The sequence below is a fragment of the Salmonella sp. SAL04214 genome (genome assembly GCF_046550615.1).
In the GTDB taxonomy this organism is placed as follows: domain Bacteria; phylum Pseudomonadota; class Gammaproteobacteria; order Enterobacterales; family Enterobacteriaceae; genus Salmonella; species Salmonella enterica.
In genome coordinates, this window is record NZ_JBGDXT010000008.1 from 184,741 (window position 1) to 206,222 (window position 21,482).

Below are 21,482 nucleotides of genomic sequence, written 5' to 3' on the forward strand. Positions count from 1 at the left end.
TTTGTATTACCAATTAATGATCTTCTGATGAAAACAGACACTTCCACCTTTTTAGCTCAGCAAATTGTGCGTTTACGGCGCAGAGATCAGATTCGCCGGTTAATGCAGCGGGATAAAACGCCGCTGGCCATCCTGTTAATGGCGGCCGTTGTCGGCACGCTTACCGGACTGGTTGGCGTCGCCTTTGAAAAGGCCGTTTCCTGGGTACAAAACATGCGCATTGGCGCGCTGGTTCAGGTCGCGGACCATGCGTTTTTGCTTTGGCCGCTGGCCTTTATCCTTTCGGCGTTACTGGCGATGGTCGGCTACTTTTTGGTGCGAAAATTTGCGCCGGAAGCCGGCGGCTCGGGTATCCCGGAAATTGAAGGCGCGCTGGAGGAGCTACGTCCGGTGCGCTGGTGGCGCGTGTTGCCGGTGAAGTTTATCGGCGGGATGGGAACGTTGGGCGCAGGAATGGTATTAGGGCGCGAAGGGCCAACGGTGCAAATCGGGGGCAACCTGGGGCGCATGGTGCTGGATGTTTTTCGTATGCGCAGCGCCGAAGCGCGGCATACGTTGCTGGCGACCGGCGCGGCGGCGGGGCTCTCTGCGGCGTTTAACGCGCCGCTGGCGGGTATCCTGTTTATTATTGAAGAGATGCGCCCGCAGTTTCGCTACAACCTGATTTCGATTAAAGCGGTGTTTACCGGCGTCATCATGTCGAGCATTGTGTTCCGCATATTTAACGGCGAAGCGCCGATTATTGAAGTCGGCAAACTGTCTGATGCGCCGGTTAACACACTGTGGTTATACCTTATCCTCGGTATTATTTTTGGCTGCGTCGGGCCGGTATTTAATTCTCTGGTGCTGCGTACCCAGGATATGTTTCAGCGCTTTCATGGCGGCGAAATTAAAAAATGGGTGCTAATGGGCGGCGCGATCGGCGGCCTGTGCGGTATTCTGGGGTTGATTGAGCCGGAAGCGGCAGGCGGCGGATTTAACCTTATTCCTATCGCCGCGGCAGGTAATTTTAGCGTCGGGCTACTGCTGTTCATCTTTATTGCCCGGGTGGTCACGACGCTGCTTTGCTTTTCTTCCGGCGCGCCGGGGGGCATTTTCGCCCCGATGCTGGCGCTGGGAACGCTGCTTGGTACGGCCTTCGGTATGGCGGCGGCAGTGCTTTTCCCGCAGTATCACCTGGAGGCCGGTACCTTTGCGATTGCCGGGATGGGGGCGCTGATGGCGGCGTCGGTGCGCGCCCCGCTGACGGGGATTGTGCTGGTGCTGGAGATGACCGATAACTACCAGCTCATTTTGCCAATGATTATCACCTGTCTTGGCGCGACACTATTAGCCCAGTTTTTGGGCGGGAAACCGTTATACTCAACCATCCTGGCGCGCACTCTGGCGAAGCAGGATGCGGAACAGGCGGCGAAAAACCAGAATGCGCCTGCGGGCGAGAATACTTGAACGAATTACCAGGGTATTAGATAATGACTGCCAATATTGGGTGAAAATTTATCCAATTACCGATGTCGTTTGGAGCAAAATATGAGTGATGACGTAGCGCTGCCGCTGCAGTTTACCGACGCAGCAGCGAATAAAGTAAAAAGTCTTATCGCTGACGAAGATAACCCGAATCTGAAACTGCGCGTGTATATCACCGGCGGTGGTTGCAGCGGCTTCCAGTATGGTTTTACCTTTGACGATCAGGTGAACGAAGGGGATATGACCATCGAAAAACAGGGCGTTGGCCTGGTGGTTGACCCGATGAGTTTGCAGTATCTGGTGGGTGGTTCGGTCGATTATACCGAAGGCCTGGAAGGTTCCCGCTTCATTGTAACCAACCCGAATGCGAAAAGTACCTGCGGGTGTGGCTCTTCCTTCAGCATTTGATTGTTGTTCGTTGTGCCGGATGGCGACGCGAGCGTCTTATCCGGCCGACAGGAAAGATGTTCCAGGCCCGATAAGCGTAGCGCCATCGGGCAAAACAATATCAACGTCCGTTTTCATCCAGGGCAAACGTCGGCAATTTCAAATGCCAGCGAATGGCCGCCAGCCGAATGAACAGCGTGACGACCATACCCATCATGCTGGCGCTTTCCAGCGGTACTGAAAACGTATAAAACGCGGTAGCGTGAACAATCCCGCCGATAATACAGGCCGTGGCATAGATTTCGGTGCGTAGGATCATGGGGATCTCGCGTGCCAGGACATCGCGAATAATCCCGCCGCCGACGCCGGTAATCACGCCCATACAGACAGCCACTAATGGCCCCGTTTCAGCGAGGAAGGCTTTATTCACCCCAATGCCGACAAACACCGCCAGCCCGACCGCATCCAGTACCGGCAACATCCATTTCGGCAAACGTCTTGGCTGGCGAACCAGCAGGATGGTCAGCATACTGGTGACCATGGCGACGACCAAATCGGTAGGATCTTTAACCCAGAATACCGGGCCGTTATCCAGCGCCATATCGCGGATTGTCCCGCCGCCGACGGCAGTAACGACGCCGAGCACCAGGACGCCGAACGGGTCCATACGTAATTTCCCGGCCAGCAACACGCCAGAGATAGCAAATACAGCCGTGCCTACAATATCCAGCCAATAGACGAGCATTGTCGAATCCCCACTGGGAGCCTGGTAAGACAGGCTCTAATTCACCTGTGAAAGCGCATTACAGAGTTGTTTTGCGGCGAGGATAATACGCGGGCTTGCGCGTTCAAACCAGTCGCTGTTAAGCGGAATAACCGGAATTTTTAACAGGTTTCCCCAGTATTGTTCAATTTTGAGAATTTCGCCCGCTTTTCCGGCCACGATAATGGCCTGAGGATGCCTTGCCAGCACCTGTTCACGGCTGACTTGCGGCCACGGCACGCGGCTGTCAGCAAAGACGTTTTCTCCGCCGCAGGTCGTCAAAACCTGATGTTGAATAGACCCTTTACCACTGGTAAACAGAGGATTCATGCCAAACTGAAGAAAGACGCGCTTTTTAGCTTTACCGGCATACTCGGCGTTGAGTGCGGCGTACTCGTTTAGTAATGTCTGCGCTGCCTGCTGAGCCTTTTCCGGCTGCGGGCTCCAGGCGGCCAGTTGACGGAGCGTGTCGGCGATCTGTTCGATGCTTACCGCGTCCACCCACATGACCTTAATACCTAATGACGTCAGTTGGTTTACCTGGCGTTCCGCATTACCGCCGCGCCAGGCGACGACCAGATCCGGCTTCAGCGCCACAATGCGTTCCAGATTCATTCCCTGCCAGGTAGAGACCTGTTCTATTTTTTGCGCTTCGGGCGGGTAGTCGGAATAGCTGCTGACGCCAACGGGCGTAATCCCGGCGGCAAAAGCGAGCTCCGTATTGGCGGGAGAGAGGGTAATGACGCGCGGCGCAGCGTAAAGCCACACCGGGAGCGTAAGCAGCAGGGCGACCAGCGCCCTGAACATTTGCTTAGCCATGCGCCAGTTTCTGTACCAGCGTTTCGACCATCAGAGTCGACTGTTTCGCCGCCACCGCGAGGAATTCGTCAAAGCTGAGGTGCGATTGCTGATCGGCCACGTCAGAGATAGCGCGTACCACCACGAACGGCACGTTGAAGTTATAGCAGACGTGGGCGATAGCGGTGGCTTCCATCTCTACGGCGACCGCGTCGGGGAAGTTATGCCGAATTTTCGCCAGCCCGACAGAGCCGTTAATAAACGCGTCGCCGCTAACAATAAGGCCGCGTACCGCGTTCAGATTCAACTCCCTGATGCAGGATTCCGCGACGGCGATCAGTTTGTCATCGGCCTTAAATCCAGCCGGACAGCCCGGTAATTGCCCGTATTCATAGCCGAAAGCGGTCACATCAGCGTCGTGGTAACGCGCTTCGTCAGAGACGACGATATCGCCGACCTTCAGCGTGGACGCCAGACCGCCTGCGGAACCGGTATTGATGATCACGTCCGGCTTGCAGTGCTCCAGAAGCAACGTTGCGCCCAGCGCCGCCGCGACTTTACCGATACCGGATTTCAGCAACGCCACTTCGGTGCCGTTCAACTGGCCAGTGTAAATTTCGCAGCCGCCCAGCGTAATCGTCTGACGGTTGTCAATTTTGTCACGCAGCAGCGTAACTTCTTCTTCCATTGCGCCAATGATGCCGATTTTCATAGATTTACTCGCGATAAGTCAGTTTTGGGGGCATAGTTTATCATGCGCTTATGGGGAAGCGCATTTCTCAGGCGGGGAGAGGATATGGCATCGATCGATTTCCGAAATAAAATTAACTGGCATCGTCGTTATCGTTCACCGCAGGGCGTAAAGACGGAACATGAGATCCTGCGGATTTTTGAAAGCGATCGCGGGCGGATTATCAACTCTCCGGCTATACGCCGTTTGCAGCAAAAAACGCAGGTTTTCCCGCTGGAGCGCAATGCCGCGGTGCGTACCCGCCTGACGCATTCGATGGAGGTGCAGCAGGTAGGGCGTTATATCGCGAAAGAGATTTTAAGCCGCCTGAAAGAGCAAAACCGGCTGGAGGAGTACGGTCTGGATACGCTGACCGGTCCCTTTGAAAGTATTGTAGAAATGGCCTGCCTGATGCACGATATCGGTAATCCGCCGTTTGGTCATTTTGGCGAGGCGGCGATCAATGACTGGTTTCGTCAGCGGCTGCATCCGGAAGATGCGGAAAGTCAGCCGCTCACGCATGATCGCTGTGTGGTTTCCTCGCTACGGTTACAGGAAGGTGAAGAAAATCTGAACGATATTCGCCGCAAGGTACGTCAGGATATCTGCCATTTTGAAGGCAATGCACAGGGAATTCGTCTGGTGCATACGCTCATGCGGATGAATCTTACCTGGGCGCAGGTTGGCGGAATTTTAAAATATACCCGTCCGGCATGGTGGCGAGGGCCGGTGCCGGATTCCCATCGCTATTTAATGAAGAAACCGGGCTATTATCTTTCTGAAGAGAAGTATATTGCGAGGTTACGTAAAGAACTGCAGTTAGCGCCTTACAGTCGCTTTCCATTAACGTGGATTATGGAAGCCGCAGATGATATTTCTTATTGTGTCGCCGATCTTGAAGACGCGGTAGAGAAAAGAATCTTTAGCGTTGAGCAGCTTTATCACCATTTATATCACGCGTGGGGCCACCATGAGAAGGATTCGCTGTTTGAGCTGGTGGTAGGAAATGCGTGGGAAAAATCACGCGCCAATACATTAAGCCGCAGTACCGAAGATCAGTTTTTTATGTATTTACGGGTAAATACATTAAATAAACTGGTGCCCTATGCCGCTCAGCGTTTTATTGATAATTTGCCGCAGATTTTTGCCGGTACCTTCAATCAGGCGTTGCTGGAAGATGCCAGCGGTTTTAGCCGCCTGCTTGAACTCTATAAGAATGTGGCGGTTGAACATGTGTTTAGCCATCCGGATGTAGAACAGCTTGAACTACAGGGATACCGGGTGATCAGCGGATTATTAGATATCTATCAGCCGCTATTAAGCCTGTCGCTTAACGACTTTCGCGAGCTGGTGGAAAAAGAACGGTTGAAACGCTTCCCTATAGAATCGCGCTTATTTCAGAAACTTTCTACGCGCCATCGTTTGGCCTACGTGGAAGTCGTCAGTAAATTACCCACGGATTCGGCGGAGTACCCGGTACTGGAATATTATTATCGCTGTCGGTTGATTCAGGATTATATCAGCGGGATGACTGACCTTTACGCATGGGATGAATATCGGCGTTTGATGGCGGTCGAACAGTAAATGGACTTTTGTAAAGATGGACAATAAATTTTTACTTTTTCCAGAAACTTTATTCCGGAACTTCGCGTTATAAAATGAATCTGACGTACACAGCAATTTTGCGTTACCTGTTAATCGAGATTGAAACACATGAAAAAAACCACATTAGCAATGAGTGCACTGGCTCTGAGTTTAGGTTTGGCATTGTCGCCTCTGTCTGCCACGGCGGCTGAAACGTCCTCTTCAGCAATGACTGCCCAGCAGATGCCAAGCCTGGCACCGATGCTCGAAAAAGTGATGCCATCGGTGGTCAGTATTAATGTAGAAGGTAGCACCACGGTGAATACGCCGCGTATGCCGCGTAATTTCCAGCAGTTCTTTGGCGATGACTCCCCGTTCTGCCAGGACGGTTCTCCGTTCCAGAATTCTCCGTTCTGCCAGGGCGGCGGTAACGGCGGCAACGGCGGTCAACAACAGAAATTCATGGCGCTGGGCTCCGGCGTAATTATTGACGCCGCGAAGGGCTACGTCGTCACCAACAACCACGTGGTTGATAACGCCAGCGTGATTAAAGTACAGCTTAGCGATGGGCGTAAATTCGATGCTAAAGTGGTGGGCAAAGATCCGCGTTCTGATATCGCGCTGATTCAAATTCAGAATCCGAAGAACCTGACGGCGATTAAGCTGGCGGACTCCGACGCGCTGCGCGTGGGGGATTATACCGTCGCTATTGGTAACCCGTTTGGTCTGGGCGAAACGGTGACGTCAGGTATCGTTTCGGCGCTGGGGCGTAGCGGCCTGAACGTAGAAAATTACGAGAACTTTATTCAGACCGACGCCGCGATTAACCGCGGTAACTCCGGCGGCGCGCTGGTGAACCTGAACGGTGAGCTGATCGGTATTAACACCGCGATTCTGGCGCCGGACGGCGGCAACATCGGTATCGGCTTCGCTATCCCCAGTAACATGGTGAAAAACCTGACGTCGCAGATGGTGGAATACGGCCAGGTGAAACGCGGCGAACTGGGGATCATGGGGACTGAGCTGAATTCCGAATTGGCGAAAGCGATGAAAGTCGACGCCCAGCGAGGCGCGTTCGTCAGCCAGGTGATGCCGAATTCGTCCGCGGCGAAAGCGGGTATCAAAGCCGGGGATGTCATTACCTCGCTGAACGGTAAACCGATCAGCAGCTTTGCGGCGCTGCGCGCTCAGGTCGGCACTATGCCGGTCGGCAGCAAAATCAGCCTCGGTCTGCTGCGTGAAGGTAAAGCGATTACGGTGAATCTGGAACTGCAGCAGAGCAGCCAGAGTCAGGTTGATTCCAGCACCATCTTCAGCGGGATTGAAGGCGCTGAAATGAGCAATAAAGGCCAGGATAAAGGCGTTGTGGTGAGCAGCGTGAAAGCGAACTCACCCGCCGCGCAAATTGGCCTCAAAAAAGGCGATGTGATTATCGGCGCTAACCAGCAGCCGGTGAAAAATATCGCCGAGCTGCGTAAGATTCTCGACAGCAAGCCGTCGGTACTGGCGCTGAATATTCAGCGTGGTGATAGTTCTATTTATTTGCTGATGCAGTAATCACCTTTGTCCCCCTTCCACCACGGAAGGGGGCAACACTTTTCTGTGAAACCCCCCACAACTCCATACTTATTTGCACCGTTTTGTGCATTTGCACAATGTCGAGACCTGTCATCTTCCTTATGCTTGTGCTCTGCTCACAGGAGGGATTTATGGCTGGCTGGCATCTTGATACCAAAATGGCGCAGGATATCGTGGCGCGCACTATGCGCATCATTGATACCAATATCAACGTAATGGATGCCCGCGGGCGTATTATCGGCAGCGGCGATCGGGAACGTATTGGTGAATTGCACGAAGGCGCGCTGTTAGTGCTGTCGCAGGGCCGGGTTGTGGATATCGACGACGCTGTGGCGCGACACCTGCACGGGGTGCGTCAGGGGATTAATCTTCCCTTACGCCTTGAGGGCGAAATTGTCGGCGTGATCGGCCTCACCGGCGAACCAGAGCATCTGCGTAAATATGGTGAACTGGTGTGTATGACTGCCGAAATGATGCTGGAACAGTCGCGGTTAATGCACCTTTTGGCGCAGGATAGCCGCTTGCGTGAAGAGCTGGTAATGAACCTGATTCAGGCCGAAGAAAATACGCCGGCGCTGGTGGAATGGGCGCAGCGTTTGGGGATCGATTTGAACCAGCCGCGTGTGGCGGCGGTGGTGGAAGTCGACAGCGGCCAGCTTGGCGTCGATAGCGCAATGGCGGAACTTCAGCAGTTGCAGAATGCGCTTACCACGCCGGAGCGTAACAACCTGATAGCCATTGTTTCTCTCACCGAGATGGTGGTGCTCAAACCCGCCTTAAACTCGTTTGGTCGCTGGGATGCTGAAGATCATCGTAAGCGCGTAGAGCAGCTTATCTCGCGCATGAAAGAGAATGGTCAGCTACGTTTTCGCGTGGCGCTGGGCAATTACTTTACCGGGCCGGGCAGTATTGCACGCTCATACCGCACGGCGCGCACCACGATGATGGTCGGCAAACAGCGGATGCCAGAAAGCCGCAGCTATTTTTATCAGGATTTGATGCTGCCGGTTCTGTTAGATAGCCTGCGTGGCGGCTGGCAGGCCAATGAGCTGGCGCGCCCGCTGGTAAAACTCAAAGCGATGGATAACAACGGGTTATTACGTCGGACGCTGACGGCGTGGTTTCGCCATAATGTCCAGCCGCTGGCGACCTCTAAGGCGCTGTTTATTCATCGTAACACGTTGGAATATCGGCTAAATCGTATTTCGGAACTGACCGGGCTGGATTTGGGAAATTTTGACGATCGGCTGTTGCTGTATGTGGCGCTACAATTGGATGAACAGCGTTAAGCCCGGCGGCGCTACGCTTATCAGGCCTACGGGGATATATCTGTAGGCCGGATAAGGCGTAACACGTCGCCATCCGGCAACACACAGCTTACTTACGGGTAAGCTTGTCCAGATCGGCTTCGATTTCACTGATCTTATTCGCGACGACGCTTTCCAGATGGCGCAAGTCGTCGAGGATCTTACGTTTGAGATCGAGTTCTGAGCGGTCGCGCTGGCAGATTTGGTCCAGCTCGTCAATCACATAGCGTAGGTTAGGGCTAATCTCCTGTACTTCTTTATAACCCTGACCGATGCCATCGGCCACCACCGTTTTACGCTGGCGTGGATACTTAAACTTCACGCTTTTAGCAAAGAATTCACCTCTATCCTTTTGAAAATAGATTTTCAGGATATCGTTATTGGCTTCTTGCCGCAGGCTGTAACGATCGATTTCCTCAGGATTGGTAATGCCCAGACTTTTTAGATTGTCATACATAGCGGTATCCTTCATCACACTATAACTTTTGAATAATTAACGAAAAATTGGTTTTTCGCCACCAATGTATACAAAAAAAGCGCGGTTGATCGCAGAAGACGTCTCGGCAACGTCATGAGCAAAAGGGCGGCGGTTATTGATAGCTTAAGTAATTCAACGCGATATTCCGTTTATAGAGAAAGCGTTTGAAGTCAGTGTGGGAAATTGACCGGAGGCAGTGGTCGATAACCTTGAGAGGCGGAGTCTATGTCCGGAACGTATAATGCCACTATTCGCCGGGTGGTGGTTTCCGCCTGGATAGGAAACTCCATTGAATATTATGATTTTCTATTATACGGCCTGGCAAGCGCGCTGGTATTTGGCCCGCTTTTTTTCCCTGGCGCCAGCCCATTGACTGCAACGTTATCTTCTTTTGCCAGTTTCGGCGTGGGATTTATTTCCCGGCCGCTGGGCGCGCTATTTTTTGGCAACAGGGGAGATACGCTTGGGCGTAAAAACACGTTATTAATCACGTTAGGGGGGATGGGCGCGGTCACGTTTCTCATCGGTTGCCTGCCTTCTTACGCCAGTATTGGCGCGCTGGCGCCTGCCTTACTGGTTATTCTGCGTTTTCTGCAGGGATTTATGGTTGGAGGCGAATGGGGAGGCGCCATGTTGATGGTCGTGGAATATGCTGCTGGAAAGCACCGGGGGCGGTTAAGCGCGCTATCGCAAACAGGAGGACTCACGGGACAATTATTGGCGACAGGCGTATTTATAGTCGTGACCCAATTACCGCAGGAGGCGTTGTTATTGTGGGGATGGCGTATTCCTTTTCTGCTCAGTGCGCTTTTGGTGCTGCCTGGATTATATATGCGTCATCGTCTGGATGAGACGCCTGTCTTCCGTGCGTTTAAAAAGCAGCAGGCCATTAATCATAGGCAGCAAAGAGAAGAAAGGCCGGTGGTCAAAGTAGTACGAGAACAATGGCGCAGCATTTTGCTGATTATAATTCTGCGTTTTGCGGAAAGCGTTCCCTTTTTTCTTGCCACCGTCTTCGCGGTTTCCTGGGCGACGACGCAGCTTGGGATTGCCAGCCTGACTATTCTGTACATTGTAATGTTCACCTGTCTGCTGGCGTATCCCATGCACGTGCTATTTGGCATCATGTCGGATCGGCGTGGCTGCCGTCAGGTGTATATTTTCGGCGCGCTTTTTGTCGCGGCAATGGCTTTTCCCTTTTTCTGGCTGCTGGAAAGCCGTTCGCTCATACTGATGACAATAGGCTACGTTCTGCTTATTAACATTGGTCATAATTCACTGAATGCCGTGCAACCTTCTTTTTTCGCCGGACTGTTTCATCCGCCTGTACGCTACAGCGGTTCATCAATTGGCGCTCAGTTGGGGGCGGTTGTGGCAGGGGGATTCACGCCGTTTATCGCTAAAGCGTTAAGCGCAGTCTATGATAACAGTTGGACGTTGGTTGCCGGTTATGTCGTTTTGACTGCGCTGGCTTCGGCGTTTGCGGCAAAGATTGCGCCGGAAACCGTGTTACCGCATTCGCCGTAATGCAAAGGGGGGCTGTCGCCCCCGCTTTTCACTCGCTTAATCAATAGTGCGCAATAATTCGTTAATGCCCACTTTACCACGCGTTTTGGCGTCGACTTTTTTCACGATCACCGCGCAGTACAGACTGTACTTGCCGTCTTTTGACGGCAGGTTGCCGGAAACGACCACGGAGCCCGCCGGTACGCGGCCATAGTGAACTTCACCGGTTTCGCGATCGTAGATTTTGGTGCTCTGGCCGAGGTATACCCCCATGGAAATGACGGAACCTTCTTCGACAATGACGCCTTCCACGACTTCAGAACGCGCGCCAATAAAGCAGTTGTCTTCAATGATGGTCGGGTTAGCCTGCAGCGGCTCCAGTACGCCGCCGATACCCACGCCGCCGGAAAGGTGAACATTTTTACCAATCTGCGCGCAGGAACCCACCGTCGCCCAGGTGTCAACCATGGTGCCTTCGTCAACGTAGGCGCCGATGTTAACGTAAGACGGCATCAGCACGGTGTTGCGGGCGATAAATGCGCCCTGACGAACGGCCGCAGGCGGAACGACGCGGAAGCCTTCTTTCTGAAAACGCGCTTCGTCGTAATCAGCGAATTTCATCGGGACTTTATCGAAGTAGCGGCTTTCCGCACCGTCGATAACCTGGTTATCGTTAATACGGAAAGAGAGCAGAACCGCTTTCTTCAACCACTGGTGAGTGACCCACTGACCGTCGATTTTTTCTGCGACACGCAGCGCGCCGGAATCAAGTAGAGAAATGACCTGGTTTACCGCCTCTCGGGTCACGGTATCTACATTAGCCGGCGTAATATCGGCGCGGCGCTCAAAAGCGGTCTCAATAACGTTCTGTAACTGCTGCATTGTTAAACTCTTTCATATAAATAAACACACTACCCTTTATCGTTTGGATTGAGGGCCGCTGTCAACCGTTGTTGTACCTCAAGTTGCAGCACATTATTAAGCGCGCGCCGATCCGCTGTGGCGATTATGAATAAATCTTCTACTCGTTCACCAATGGTTGTAATTCGGGCGCCATGAAGCGAAATTCCCAGATCGGCAAAAATTTGTCCGACCCTGGCCAGCAGACCAGGTTGATCGAGCGCGATCAATTCCATGAATGATTTTCTGTCGGTATGGGTGGGCAGAAAATTGACTTCCGTTTCAACCGTAAAGTGCCGTAACTTTGCCGGTTGCCGACGCGGCTGCGGCGGCTGCCAGCTACGCTGCGTAATGGTCTGTTCAAGACCGGTGCGAATAACGTCATGGCGATCCGCCGCCAGCGGGCTGCCGTCTGGTTCCAGAACGATAAACGTATCCATTGCCATGCCGTCGCGAGTGGTAAAGATCTGCGCGTCATGGACGCTTAAATTACGCCTGTCCAGCTCGGCGCAGACGGCGGCAAACAGATAGGGTCTGTCCGGACTCCAGATAAAAATTTCGGTTCCGCCGCGCGTGGCCTGCGGACTGAGCAACACTAACGGTTGGCTCAGATCGTGCTGCAATAAATGGCGTGCGTGCCAGGCGAGCTGATTTGGACTATGACGAACAAAATAGTTAGCGCGACAGCGGGTCCAGATTTTATGCAGCGCGGCTTCATCAATATTGTCCATTCGCAGCAGCGCCAGCGCCTGAAGCTGATGGTGACGCACGCGCTCACGCATATCCGGCGTATTTTGCATTCCACGTCTGAGCTGTTTTTCAGTGGCGAAGTACAGCTCGCGCAGCAGGCTCTGTTTCCAGCTATTCCACAAGGTTTCGTTGGTCGCGCAGATGTCCGCGACGGTCAGGCAGACCAGAAAACGCAGCCGTGTTTCGGTTTGCACCTCTTCGGCGAACTGCTTGATGACTTCCGGATCCTGGATGTCGCGGCGCTGGGCGGTGACTGACATCAGCAGGTGTTGGCGCACCAGCCAGGCGACCAGTTGCGTTTCGCGTGAGTTCAAACCGTGCAGTTCGGCGAAGGTGAGTACATCCTGCGCGCCCAGTACCGAATGGTCGCCGCCGCGTCCTTTCGCAATATCGTGGAACAGCGCGGCGATCAGGATCAGTTCCGGATGGGGAAGCCGCGGCCAGAGATCGACGCATAGCGGATGGCGCTGGCGCGTCTCTTCTTTCGCAAAGCTCTCCAGTTTGAGCATTACGCGGATGGTGTGTTCATCCACCGTGTATGCGTGGAACAGGTCAAACTGCATTTGTCCGACGATGTGCGACCACTGCGGCATATAAGCCCACAGTACGCTGTGGCGATGCATGGGCAGCAGGCCGCGGCTGACCGCGCCGGGATGGCGCAGCATACTCAGAAACAGAGTGCGCGCCTCCGGGATGTAACACAGCGGTTGGCTCAGGTGGCGGCGGGCGTGGCGCAAGTGGCGTAACGTCGTAGAGTAGATGCCGGTGATCGCGCTATTGCGCACCATCATATAAAACATGCGCAGGATCGCTTGCGGTTCGCGGATAAACAGCGTGTCGTCACGCAGATCAATAAGCGTGCCGCGCAGTTGAAACTCATCGTCAACAGGACGTGGTTTTTCATCCGCAGGCAGCGCCAGAATCGCCTCGTCAAATAGCTGAAGCAGCATCTGATTAAGTTCGCTCACCCTGCGCGTAACCCGGAAGTAGTCTTTCATCATCCGCTCAACCGGATCGTTGCCCTCGCCGCTGTAGTTAAGGCGTTGAGCGACGCTTAACTGGCGGTCGAACAGCAGGCGGTTATCGTAGCGGCTGACCACCAGATGTAGCGCAAAGCGAATGCGCCACAGGATATGCAGGCACTCGTTGAGCTCCGCGCGCTCAGCGGGGGTTAAAAAGCCGAATCCCACCATCTCATCGAGCGAGGTAGCGCCGAAGTGACGTCGGGCGACCCACTGTAACGTATGGATATCGCGCAGGCCGCCGGGGCTGCTTTTAATATCCGGCTCCAGATTATAGCTGGTACCGTGATAGCGCTGGTGGCGCTGGTTCTGCTCTTCTACTTTGGCGGCGTAAAATTTGTCGGACGGCCAAAAACCTTCGCTGAAAATATGTTTTTGCAGTGCCAGAAACAGAGCGACATCACCGATCAGCAGGCGCGTTTCGATGAGGTTTGTCGCAACGGTTAAATCAGACAGACCTTCCAGCAGACACTCTTCCAGCGTACGTACGCTATGCCCGACATCCAGCTTGACGTCCCATAATAAAGTCAGCAGCTCGCCGACCTTTTGCGCCTGTTCATCGGGCAGCTTTTTGCGGCTTAAAATGAGCAGATCAATATCGGAAAGCGGATGCAGTTCGCCGCGTCCATAGCCGCCGACGGCGACCAGCGCCAGATCGGCAATCTGACCGAAACTGGCCTCAATCCACAGGCGTTGCAACAACTGGTCGATAAATTCGGTACGAGCTTCAATAAGCTGTTCAGCACAAATGCCGCTGTCAAATGCCTCTCCCAGCCAGTGTTGAAAGATGTCGATGCGGGCTTTGATACCGGCGACGGTCAGTTCAGCGCGCGGCCAGACGCCAGGGTTTTGCGGCTGGTCAGGGAGGGTGGGGAGTGCGGTATTCGCGTGCTGTTCAGGAAGAGTATTCATATGCGCCACCCATTAAAAAGCCGGATAATGGCGTGAACGCCTTATCCGGCCTACGTATTTACTCTTCATCCTTCAAGTTGCTTCTACGTTGGCTGCGCTCGTTCAATCCAGTCACGTACTTATGTACGCTCCTGAAGATTCACTCTCTTGCCGCCTTGAGGCAACTCGAATGATTTTGAGTCAAGGTGTAATTTGTAGGCCTGATAAGATGCGAAGGCATCGCCATCAGGCAAAACATTATTCGTCGTGTGTGATGATCGCCGGGATGGTGTCATCTTTACGCAGCGTCAGAATTTCACAGCCGTTTTCCGTTACCACAATAGTATGCTCGTACTGAGCAGACAAGCTGCGGTCTTTGGTTTTTACCGTCCAGCCGTCTTTCATGGTGCGGATACGGTAATCCCCGGCGTTCAGCATCGGTTCAATGGTAAAGGTCATGCCAGGCTGCAACACGACGCCGCCATCGTCTGCATCATAATGCAGCACCTGCGGTTCTTCATGGAAGCCGCGACCAATACCGTGTCCGCAGTATTCACGTACCACGGAGAAACCTTCGCCTTCGGCATATTTCTGGATGGCGGCGCCAATGGTGCGCAGGCGGATGCCCGGTTTCACCATTTTGATGCCCAGATACAGGCTCTCTTGCGTGACGCGGCACAGACGCTCGCCCAGAATGGTCGGTTTGCCGACGATAAACATCTTCGAGGTATCGCCGTGGAATTCATCTTTAATCACGGTCACGTCGATGTTGACGATATCACCATCTTTCAGATGTTTAGCGTCATCCGGAATGCCGTGGCACACCACTTCATTAATAGAGATACAGACGGATTTCGGATAGCCGTGGTAGCCGAGGCAGGCGGAGATCGCGTGTTGTTCGTTAACGATGTAATCGTTACAGATACGGTCCAGTTCGCCGGTGGTGACGCCCGGTTTGATATACGGTTCGATCATTTCCAGCACTTCGGCTGCCAGACGGCCCGCGACGCGCATTTTTTCGATGTCTTCAGATGTCTTGATAGAGATAGCCATGAATTCTGTCCATCAGTGCCGATGATTTCGGCAATAATTGTGTAAGTGCTGACAATGGTATCAGTCAGGGGTGTACCCTGCCAAATTGAGAATCATTCTGAACTTCGCCTTTCGTGCCACAGGTGCGTTGGCGACATTTTTTCACCCCAGTCACTTACTGGCCGTAAGCTCCAAGGGATGCAAAAATTTGCCGCCTGCCTGTAACACGAAATTCATCGTTCAATTCAGCACTGAGTGCCAACAATTATTGGTGTCGGTGGCGTATTTGTGGTATAAAGCGCGCCGGACTTCCGATCCATTCGAAGACTACACACGATGGACGGGAGCGACAAATCTCACTTTGTGTAACAACACACACGTATCGGCACATATTCCGGGGTGCCCTTTGGGGTCGGTAATATGGGATACGTGGAGGCATAACCCCAACTTAATCTATAGAGGTTTTAAATCATGGCAACTGTTTCCATGCGCGACATGCTCAAGGCTGGTGTTCACTTTGGTCACCAGACCCGTTACTGGAACCCGAAAATGAAGCCTTTCATCTTCGGCGCGCGTAACAAAGTTCACATCATCAACCTTGAGAAAACTGTACCGATGTTCAACGAAGCTCTGGCTGAACTGAACAAGATCTCTGCTCGTAAAGGTAAAATCCTTTTCGTTGGTACTAAACGCGCTGCAAGCGAAGCGGTGAAAGAAGCTGCTAACAGCTGCGACCAGTTCTTCGTGAACCATCGCTGGCTGGGCGGTATGCTGACTAACTGGAAAACAGTTCGTCAGTCCATCAAACGTCTGAAAGACCTGGAAACTCAGTCTCAGGACGGTACTTTCGAAAAGCTGACCAAGAAAGAAGCGCTGATGCGTACTCGTGAGCTTGAGAAACTGGAAAACAGCCTGGGCGGTATCAAAGACATGGGCGGTCTGCCGGACGCTCTGTTCGTTATCGATGCTGACCACGAGCACATTGCTATCAAAGAAGCGAACAACCTGGGTATCCCGGTATTTGCTATCGTTGATACCAACTCTGATCCGGACGGCGTTGACTTCGTTATCCCGGGTAACGATGACGCAATCCGTGCTGTTAGCCTGTACCTGGGCGCTGTCGCTGCAACCGTTCGTGAAGGCCGTTCTCAGGATCTGGCTTCCCAGGCGGAAGAAAGCTTCGTAGAAGCCGAGTAATAAGGCTTGATAACTCCCTAAAATAGTTCGAGTTGCAGGAAGGCGGCAAGCTCGAGAATTCCCGGGAGCTTACATCAGTAAGTGACCAGGATGAGCGAGTGAAGGCAACGCGCCTGCGGCTCGAAATATGAAGGGGAGAGCCCTTATAGACCAGGTAGTATCACGTTTGGTTAGGGGGCCTGTATATGGCCCCCTTTTTCACTTTTATATCTGTGCGGTTTGATGCCGGGCAGATCAAATCTTTCGAGGATTTTAGAATGGCTGAAATTACCGCATCCCTGGTAAAAGAGCTGCGTGAGCGTACCGGCGCAGGCATGATGGATTGCAAAAAAGCGCTGACTGAAGCGAATGGCGACATTGAGCTGGCAATCGAAAACATGCGTAAGTCCGGCGCTATCAAAGCGGCGAAAAAAGCAGGCAACGTGGCTGCTGACGGCGTAATCAAAACCAAAATCGACGGCAACGTCGCTTTCATTCTGGAAGTTAACTGCCAGACTGACTTCGTGGCTAAAGATGCTGGCTTCCAGGCATTTGCTGACAAAGTGCTGGACGCCGCTGTTGCTGGCAAAATCACTGACGTAGAAGTTCTGAAAGCACAGTTCGAAGAAGAGCGCGTTGCTCTGGTAGCGAAAATTGGCGAGAACATCAACATTCGTCGCGTAGCTTCCCTGGAAGGCGACGTTCTGGGTTCTTACCAGCACGGTGCGCGCATCGGCGTTCTGGTTGCCGCTAAAGGCGCTGACGAAGAGCTGGTTAAACAGCTGGCGATGCACGTTGCGGCAAGCAAGCCGGAATTCGTTAAGCCGGAAGACGTGTCTGCTGACGTGGTAGAGAAAGAGTACCAGGTACAGCTGGACATCGCGATGCAGTCCGGTAAGCCGAAAGAAATCGCAGAGAAAATGGTTGAAGGCCGCATGAAGAAATTCACCGGCGAAGTTTCTCTGACTGGTCAGCCTTTCGTCATGGAACCGAGCAAATCTGTTGGCCAACTGCTGAAAGAGCACAACGCTGACGTGACTGGCTTCATCCGCTTTGAAGTGGGCGAAGGCATTGAGAAAGTCGAGACTGACTTTGCAGCAGAAGTTGCTGCGATGTCTAAGCAGTCCTGATTTTCCTGAGGAGCCGCCTGAGGGCGGCTTCTTTTTGCGCCTCTCTTGTAAAATCAGCCGACGCCTGGCGTCTGCGCTGAAATGCGACGTACAATGTCGCCGGAATTAACTCATATCAATTGTTGACAGTCTCAGGAAAGAAACATGGCTACCAATGCAAAACCCGTCTATAAACGCATTCTGCTTAAATTAAGCGGCGAAGCTCTGCAGGGTACGGAAGGCTTCGGTATTGATGCAAGCATACTGGATCGTATGGCTCAGGAGATCAAAGAACTGGTTGAACTGGGTATTCAGGTTGGTGTGGTGATTGGCGGTGGTAACCTGTTCCGTGGCGCAGGTCTGGCAAAAGCGGGGATGAACCGCGTTGTGGGCGACCACATGGGCATGTTGGCCACCGTCATGAACGGCCTGGCAATGCGTGATGCGCTTCACCGCGCCTATGTGAACGCCCGCCTGATGTCGGCAATTCCTTTAAACGGCGTATGCGACAACTACAGTTGGGCCGAGGCTATTAGCCTGCTGCGTAATAACCGTGTTGTGATTCTGTCTGCAGGTACGGGTAACCCGTTCTTCACTACCGACTCTGCGGCCTGTCTGCGCGGGATCGAAATTGAAGCGGATGTCGTACTGAAAGCGACCAAAGTGGATGGCGTATTCACTGCCGATCCGGCAAAAGATCCTTCCGCGACCATGTACGATCAGCTGACCTACAGCGAAGTGCTGGATAAAGAGCTGAAAGTGATGGATCTGGCGGCGTTCACGCTGGCTCGTGACCACAAACTGCCGATTCGTGTTTTCAACATGAACAAACCGGGCGCGCTGCGTCGTGTGGTGATGGGCGAAAAAGAAGGGACGTTAATCACGGAATAATTCCCGTGAGCGCCAAATACGGGTAAGATTCTGTTCTATTGACGGGTCTTATTACCTGGCAGAAATTAAACGAGACTATACTTAGCACATCTTTGTATTGTGTGACCGTCTGGTCTGACTGAGACTAGTTTTCAAGGATTCGTAACGTGATTAGCGATATCAGAAAAGATGCTGAAGTACGCATGGAAAAATGCGTTGAAGCGTTCAAAACCCAAATCAGCAAAGTGCGCACGGGTCGTGCTTCTCCCAGCCTGCTGGATGGTATTGTCGTAGAATACTATGGCACTCCGACCCCGCTGCGCCAGTTGGCAAGCGTAACGGTAGAAGACTCCCGTACCTTAAAAATTAACGTGTTTGACCGTTCTATGGGGCCAGCCGTTGAAAAAGCGATCATGGCGTCAGACCTCGGTTTGAATCCAAGCTCTGCGGGCACCGACATTCGCGTTCCGCTGCCGCCGCTGACCGAAGAACGTCGTAAAGATCTGACGAAAATTGTCCGTGGCGAAGCGGAGCAGGCGCGTGTCGCCGTTCGTAACGTCCGCCGTGATGCGAACGATAAAGTAAAAGCTCTGCTGAAAGATAAAGCGATCAGTGAAGATGACGATCGTCGCTCTCAGGAAGAAGTACAGAAAATGACCGACGCGGCAATTAAGAAAGTTGATGCGGCGTTGGCAGATAAAGAAGCAGAACTGATGCAGTTCTGATTGATCTGTACGCAGATATAAACTCATTCCACCGCTAAACCTGGCGGATGAGTGGTGTACAAAGCGCCGCGCAGAAGACATTATCAGGTCTCCTGTGCGGCGTTTTGCTTTTTATTCCGTTTCAACACTTCTGGACGTTTCATGAAGCAATTAACCATTCTGGGCTCGACCGGCTCTATTGGTTGCAGCACACTGGACGTGGTGCGCCATAATCCTGATAGCTTCCGCGTTATCGCGCTGGTGGCGGGTAAAAATGTCGCCCGCATGGCGGAGCAGTGCCTGGAATTCTCGCCGCGTTATGCCGTGATGGACGATACGTCGAGCGCAGAACAGCTCAAAATAATGCTTCAGCAGCATGGCAGCCGCACCGAGGTTCTGAGCGGTCAGCAGGCTGCCTGTGAGATGGCGGCGCTTGATGAGGTCGGGCATGTGATGGCGGCCATTGTGGGCGCGGCTGGTTTACTGCCGACCCTGGCGGCGATTCGCGCAGGGAAGACGATTCTGCTGGCGAATAAAGAATCGCTGGTGACCTGCGGGCGGCTGTTTATGGACGAAGTAAAACGCAGCAACGCCCGGCTTTTACCCGTCGATAGCGAACATAACGCGATTTTTCAGAGTTTGCCGCAATCTATTCAGCATAATCTGGGATACGCTGACCTTGAGCAAAATGGCGTAACGTCGATTTTGCTTACCGGGTCTGGTGGCCCGTTTCGTGAAACGCCAATGCGCGATCTGGCAGCGATGACGCCGGATCAGGCATGTCGTCATCCGAACTGGTCGATGGGGCGAAAAATCTCCGTCGATTCCGCCACCATGATGAATAAAGGTCTGGAATACATTGAAGCGCGTTGGTTATTTAATGCCAGCGCACGTCAGATGGAAGTGTTGATCCATCCGCAATCGGTCATTCATTCGATGGTGCGTTATCAGGACGGCAGCGTCCTGGCGCAGCTTGGTGAACCTGACATGCGTACGCCTATTGCGCATACGATGGCATGGCCGAATCGCGTCACGTCCGGCGCGCAGCCGCTCGATTTTTGCAAACTCAGCGCGCTGACGTTTAGCGCGCCAGATTATCAGCGTTATCCGTGCCTGAAGCTGGCGATGGAGGCGTTTGAGCAAGGTCAGGCGGCAACGACGGCGCTCAATGCGGCAAACGAAATCACCGTTGCCGCGTTTCTGGCGCAACAGATTCGTTTTACCGATATCGCCGGGCTCAATTTAGCGGTGCTGGAGAGGATGGATTTACAGGAACCGGCAAGCGTTGAGGACGTATTGCAGGTTGACGCCATCGCGCGTGAAGTAGCCAGAAAACAAGTGATACGGCTCTCACGCTGACGATTATCCCGCGACAGAAGATCGTGCTATTTGTTAGCGTTGGGCTTCGGTGATATAGTCTGCGCCACCTGATCGCAGGTTTTTGGCTTTTTTCGGTCAGGTTAGCCGTGGTTTTACACGGCTTTTTTGTGGATACACAAAATCATTCAGGACGCATCGGGACGGCAGGCGAATACGTTCCCGGCGTGCGCAGACAGCGCACGACAGGGGCGATGAGGCGCAGTCATCCGCGAAGCGAACCGAAGAGAATGTGTATAAAGGCTTCAGTATTCCTGAGTACCGCTAAATCCTTTCAGGGACAAAAAACGCGTTATGTTGTCTGCAACTCAACCAGTAAGCGAAAATTTGCCAGCACATGGCTGCCGTCATGTTGCCATAATTATGGATGGCAATGGTCGCTGGGCGAAAAAGCAAGGGAAGATCCGGGCCTTTGGGCATAAAGCCGGGGCGAAGTCCGTCCGGCGAGCGGTCTCTTTTGCTGCCAATAACGGTATTGATGCGTTAACGCTGTATGCCTTTAGTAGTGAAAACTGGAACCGACCGGCGCAGGAAGTGAGCGCGTTAATGGAGCTGTTTGTGTGGGCGCTGGATAGCGAAGTCAAAAGCCTGCACCGCCATAACGTTCGCCTGCGTATTATCGGCGATATCAGCCGATTCAACTCACGTTTACAAGAACGTATTCGCAAATCAGAAGCGCTTACCGCCCATAATACGGGTCTAACGCTGAATATCGCTGCGAATTACGGCGGACGTTGGGATATTGTCCAGGGAGTCCGACAACTGGCGGAACAGGTGCAGGCTGGAGTGCTGCGCCCCGATCAGATTGATGAAGAGAGACTAGGCCAGCAAATCTGTATGCATGAGCTGGCGCCTGTGGATTTAGTAATTAGGACTGGGGGAGAGCATCGCATTAGTAACTTTTTGCTTTGGCAAATTGCCTATGCCGAACTTTACTTTACGGATGTTCTTTGGCCCGATTTCGATGAACAAGACTTTGAAGGTGCGCTGCATGCCTTTGCTAATCGAGAGCGTCGTTTCGGCGGTACCGAGCCTGGTGATGACAAAGCCTGA

The 21,482-nt window shown here is 53.0% G+C and carries 19 protein-coding genes; 12 read left to right on the top strand and 7 right to left on the bottom strand.

The features are described from left to right. The first annotated feature begins 27 nt into the window (after nucleotides 1-27). Together clcA and erpA are read left to right on the top strand one after the other, a co-directional pair. Complete coding sequence (gene clcA / locus ACLJQD_RS15215; protein ID WP_000845436.1) at nucleotides 28-1,449, top strand: H(+)/Cl(-) exchange transporter ClcA; 1,422 nt, start codon at nucleotides 28-30, stop codon at nucleotides 1,447-1,449. Between the two features lie 81 nt (nucleotides 1,450-1,530). Beyond that, nucleotides 1,531-1,875, top strand: coding sequence for an iron-sulfur cluster insertion protein ErpA (gene erpA / locus ACLJQD_RS15220; RefSeq protein WP_001278668.1), 345 nt, complete (start codon nucleotides 1,531-1,533; stop codon nucleotides 1,873-1,875). Nucleotides 1,876-1,975: 100 nt separating this feature from the next. On the opposite strand, the gene ACLJQD_RS15225 is transcribed toward erpA, so the two are convergent. The 3 genes from ACLJQD_RS15225 to mtnN are packed head-to-tail and all read right to left on the bottom strand — an operon-like array spanning nucleotide 1,976 to nucleotide 4,127. Next, entirely contained in the window at nucleotides 1,976-2,599 is a 624-nt protein-coding gene (locus ACLJQD_RS15225; protein ID WP_000964234.1) for a TRIC cation channel family protein, read from the bottom strand. A 36-nt stretch (nucleotides 2,600-2,635) separates the two neighbouring features. Continuing rightward, nucleotides 2,636-3,436 carry a vitamin B12 ABC transporter substrate-binding protein BtuF gene (btuF, locus tag ACLJQD_RS15230; protein ID WP_001118838.1) on the bottom strand — a complete coding sequence of 267 codons (801 nt, stop codon included), beginning with the start codon at nucleotides 3,434-3,436 and terminating at the stop codon, nucleotides 2,636-2,638. Continuing rightward, nucleotides 3,429-4,127 (bottom strand): 5'-methylthioadenosine/S-adenosylhomocysteine nucleosidase, encoded by a 699-nt coding sequence (gene mtnN, locus ACLJQD_RS15235; RefSeq protein WP_017441525.1) that lies wholly within the window; start codon nucleotides 4,125-4,127, stop codon nucleotides 3,429-3,431. Before mtnN ends, btuF begins: the two co-directional genes overlap by 8 nt. Nucleotides 4,128-4,211: 84 nt before the next feature. On the opposite strand from mtnN, the gene dgt reads away from it, so the two are divergent. From dgt to cdaR, 3 genes are all read left to right on the top strand, one after another. After that, on the top strand, nucleotides 4,212-5,729 hold the full coding sequence (gene dgt, locus ACLJQD_RS15240) for a dGTPase (RefSeq protein WP_000146455.1): 1,518 nt from the start codon (nucleotides 4,212-4,214) through the stop codon (nucleotides 5,727-5,729). A gap of 129 nt (nucleotides 5,730-5,858) precedes the next feature. Then, nucleotides 5,859-7,286 carry a serine endoprotease DegP gene (degP, locus tag ACLJQD_RS15245; RefSeq protein WP_000753958.1) on the top strand — a complete coding sequence of 476 codons (1,428 nt, stop codon included), beginning with the start codon at nucleotides 5,859-5,861 and terminating at the stop codon, nucleotides 7,284-7,286. Nucleotides 7,287-7,438: 152 nt separating this feature from the next. Continuing rightward, entirely contained in the window at nucleotides 7,439-8,596 is a 1,158-nt protein-coding gene (gene cdaR / locus ACLJQD_RS15250) for a DNA-binding transcriptional regulator CdaR (protein ID WP_000929420.1), read from the top strand. An 88-nt stretch (nucleotides 8,597-8,684) separates the two neighbouring features. Here the strand turns inward: cdaR and ACLJQD_RS15255 are convergent, their stop codons facing one another. Beyond that, nucleotides 8,685-9,071, bottom strand: coding sequence for a DUF3461 family protein (locus ACLJQD_RS15255; RefSeq protein ID WP_000272193.1), 387 nt, complete (start codon nucleotides 9,069-9,071; stop codon nucleotides 8,685-8,687). Between the two features lie 246 nt (nucleotides 9,072-9,317). Between ACLJQD_RS15255 and ACLJQD_RS15260 the strand changes: the two genes are divergently transcribed. After that, nucleotides 9,318-10,619, top strand: a complete 1,302-nt coding sequence (locus ACLJQD_RS15260) for an MFS transporter (protein WP_017441524.1) — start codon at nucleotides 9,318-9,320, stop codon at nucleotides 10,617-10,619. Nucleotides 10,620-10,655: 36 nt separating this feature from the next. Here the strand turns inward: ACLJQD_RS15260 and dapD are convergent, their stop codons facing one another. The 3 genes from dapD to map form a co-directional block, all read right to left on the bottom strand. Continuing rightward, nucleotides 10,656-11,480, bottom strand: a complete 825-nt coding sequence (gene dapD / locus ACLJQD_RS15265) for a 2,3,4,5-tetrahydropyridine-2,6-dicarboxylate N-succinyltransferase (protein WP_001186673.1) — start codon at nucleotides 11,478-11,480, stop codon at nucleotides 10,656-10,658. Between the two features lie 29 nt (nucleotides 11,481-11,509). Beyond that, nucleotides 11,510-14,182 (bottom strand): bifunctional uridylyltransferase/uridylyl-removing protein GlnD, encoded by a 2,673-nt coding sequence (gene glnD / locus ACLJQD_RS15270; RefSeq protein WP_017441523.1) that lies wholly within the window; start codon nucleotides 14,180-14,182, stop codon nucleotides 11,510-11,512. A gap of 237 nt (nucleotides 14,183-14,419) precedes the next feature. Continuing rightward, complete coding sequence (gene map / locus ACLJQD_RS15275) at nucleotides 14,420-15,214, bottom strand: type I methionyl aminopeptidase (RefSeq protein ID WP_001018214.1); 795 nt, start codon at nucleotides 15,212-15,214, stop codon at nucleotides 14,420-14,422. Between the two features lie 450 nt (nucleotides 15,215-15,664). Between map and rpsB the strand changes: the two genes are divergently transcribed. The 6 genes from rpsB (at nucleotide 15,665) to ispU (ending at nucleotide 21,482) form a co-directional block, all read left to right on the top strand. Next, nucleotides 15,665-16,390, top strand: coding sequence for a 30S ribosomal protein S2 (gene rpsB, locus ACLJQD_RS15280; protein ID WP_000246886.1), 726 nt, complete (start codon nucleotides 15,665-15,667; stop codon nucleotides 16,388-16,390). A 257-nt stretch (nucleotides 16,391-16,647) separates the two neighbouring features. After that, the gene (gene tsf, locus ACLJQD_RS15285; protein WP_000808106.1) at nucleotides 16,648-17,499 is read left to right on the top strand and encodes a translation elongation factor Ts; all 852 of its coding nucleotides are present in this window, start codon (nucleotides 16,648-16,650) and stop codon (nucleotides 17,497-17,499) included. Nucleotides 17,500-17,643: 144 nt separating this feature from the next. Next, nucleotides 17,644-18,369: a UMP kinase gene (pyrH, locus tag ACLJQD_RS15290; protein ID WP_000224567.1), complete on the top strand. Its 726-nt coding sequence runs from the start codon at nucleotides 17,644-17,646 to the stop codon at nucleotides 18,367-18,369. A gap of 146 nt (nucleotides 18,370-18,515) precedes the next feature. Continuing rightward, nucleotides 18,516-19,073, top strand: a complete 558-nt coding sequence (gene frr / locus ACLJQD_RS15295; RefSeq protein ID WP_000622423.1) for a ribosome recycling factor — start codon at nucleotides 18,516-18,518, stop codon at nucleotides 19,071-19,073. Between the two features lie 141 nt (nucleotides 19,074-19,214). Then, the gene (ispC, locus tag ACLJQD_RS15300) at nucleotides 19,215-20,411 is read left to right on the top strand and encodes a 1-deoxy-D-xylulose-5-phosphate reductoisomerase (RefSeq protein WP_017441522.1); all 1,197 of its coding nucleotides are present in this window, start codon (nucleotides 19,215-19,217) and stop codon (nucleotides 20,409-20,411) included. Between the two features lie 312 nt (nucleotides 20,412-20,723). Beyond that, on the top strand, nucleotides 20,724-21,482 hold the full coding sequence (gene ispU / locus ACLJQD_RS15305) for a (2E,6E)-farnesyl-diphosphate-specific ditrans,polycis-undecaprenyl-diphosphate synthase (RefSeq protein WP_000947413.1): 759 nt from the start codon (nucleotides 20,724-20,726) through the stop codon (nucleotides 21,480-21,482).

Excerpts from the sequence above, each read along its gene's own strand:
- clcA (WP_000845436.1), top strand. The coding sequence starts at position 28 with ATGAAAACAGACACTTCCACCTTTTTAGCTCAGCAAATTGTGCGTTTA.
- erpA (WP_001278668.1), top strand. The coding sequence starts at position 1,531 with ATGAGTGATGACGTAGCGCTGCCGCTGCAGTTTACCGACGCAGCAGCG.
- ACLJQD_RS15225 (WP_000964234.1), bottom strand. The coding sequence starts at position 2,599 with ATGCTCGTCTATTGGCTGGATATTGTAGGCACGGCTGTATTTGCTATC.
- btuF (WP_001118838.1), bottom strand. The coding sequence starts at position 3,436 with ATGGCTAAGCAAATGTTCAGGGCGCTGGTCGCCCTGCTGCTTACGCTC.
- mtnN (WP_017441525.1), bottom strand. The coding sequence starts at position 4,127 with ATGAAAATCGGCATCATTGGCGCAATGGAAGAAGAAGTTACGCTGCTG.
- dgt (WP_000146455.1), top strand. The coding sequence starts at position 4,212 with ATGGCATCGATCGATTTCCGAAATAAAATTAACTGGCATCGTCGTTAT.
- degP (WP_000753958.1), top strand. The coding sequence starts at position 5,859 with ATGAAAAAAACCACATTAGCAATGAGTGCACTGGCTCTGAGTTTAGGT.
- cdaR (WP_000929420.1), top strand. The coding sequence starts at position 7,439 with ATGGCTGGCTGGCATCTTGATACCAAAATGGCGCAGGATATCGTGGCG.
- ACLJQD_RS15255 (WP_000272193.1), bottom strand. The coding sequence starts at position 9,071 with ATGTATGACAATCTAAAAAGTCTGGGCATTACCAATCCTGAGGAAATC.
- ACLJQD_RS15260 (WP_017441524.1), top strand. The coding sequence starts at position 9,318 with ATGTCCGGAACGTATAATGCCACTATTCGCCGGGTGGTGGTTTCCGCC.
- dapD (WP_001186673.1), bottom strand. The coding sequence starts at position 11,480 with ATGCAGCAGTTACAGAACGTTATTGAGACCGCTTTTGAGCGCCGCGCC.
- glnD (WP_017441523.1), bottom strand. The coding sequence starts at position 14,182 with ATGAATACTCTTCCTGAACAGCACGCGAATACCGCACTCCCCACCCTC.
- map (WP_001018214.1), bottom strand. The coding sequence starts at position 15,214 with ATGGCTATCTCTATCAAGACATCTGAAGACATCGAAAAAATGCGCGTC.
- rpsB (WP_000246886.1), top strand. The coding sequence starts at position 15,665 with ATGGCAACTGTTTCCATGCGCGACATGCTCAAGGCTGGTGTTCACTTT.
- tsf (WP_000808106.1), top strand. The coding sequence starts at position 16,648 with ATGGCTGAAATTACCGCATCCCTGGTAAAAGAGCTGCGTGAGCGTACC.
- pyrH (WP_000224567.1), top strand. The coding sequence starts at position 17,644 with ATGGCTACCAATGCAAAACCCGTCTATAAACGCATTCTGCTTAAATTA.
- ispC (WP_017441522.1), top strand. The coding sequence starts at position 19,215 with ATGAAGCAATTAACCATTCTGGGCTCGACCGGCTCTATTGGTTGCAGC.
- ispU (WP_000947413.1), top strand. The coding sequence starts at position 20,724 with ATGTTGTCTGCAACTCAACCAGTAAGCGAAAATTTGCCAGCACATGGC.